The organism is Neisseria sp. P0001.S005 (assembly GCF_051963715.1).
Genome location: NZ_JBQCTZ010000584.1, coordinates 1 through 478 on the forward strand (window position 1 = coordinate 1; position 478 = coordinate 478).

Below are 478 nucleotides of genomic sequence, written 5' to 3' on the forward strand. Positions count from 1 at the left end.
TGTAATCTAACTGAAAAGAGGATGTAAAACCTCCTCTAGATGTGAAACTTTAAGAAGAATAATAGTCTGAATAATATTTACGCTTGTACGAACAGGAGACGGAATTAATGTGGAAAAGGATATTGACGTGCATTTTGCGTGTTTGGGGAGGGATGTTGCCTCCGTCTTATTGCAAACCATTCGGCAGAATTGCGCAAAAATTCCGTGCTGCTTTGGCTGCGTGCATTTCTCCAAACATCGGTAAAAACGTCAATATTGAAAAAGGTGGATACGTTTTTCCGGATACAGTAGTCGGCGATAATTCGGGTATCGGCGTAAATTGCGAAATCTGCCACGGTTTGACCCTCGGCAAGAACGTGATGATGGGGCCGGAATGCCTGTTTTATTCGATCAACCACAAATTCAACCCTGAAACCCGCCGCTTTGAAGGTTATACAGATATCAGCCCGATTGTGATTGAAGATGATGTTTGGATTGG

General features: G+C 42.9%; 1 protein-coding gene. It reads left to right on the forward strand.

Annotated features, from left to right (window positions below):
- Positions 1-107 precede the first annotated feature (107 nt).
- The coding region (locus ACTHSP_RS21815) for an acyltransferase (RefSeq protein WP_440346985.1) at positions 108-478 on the forward strand (371 nt) is incomplete at its 3' end.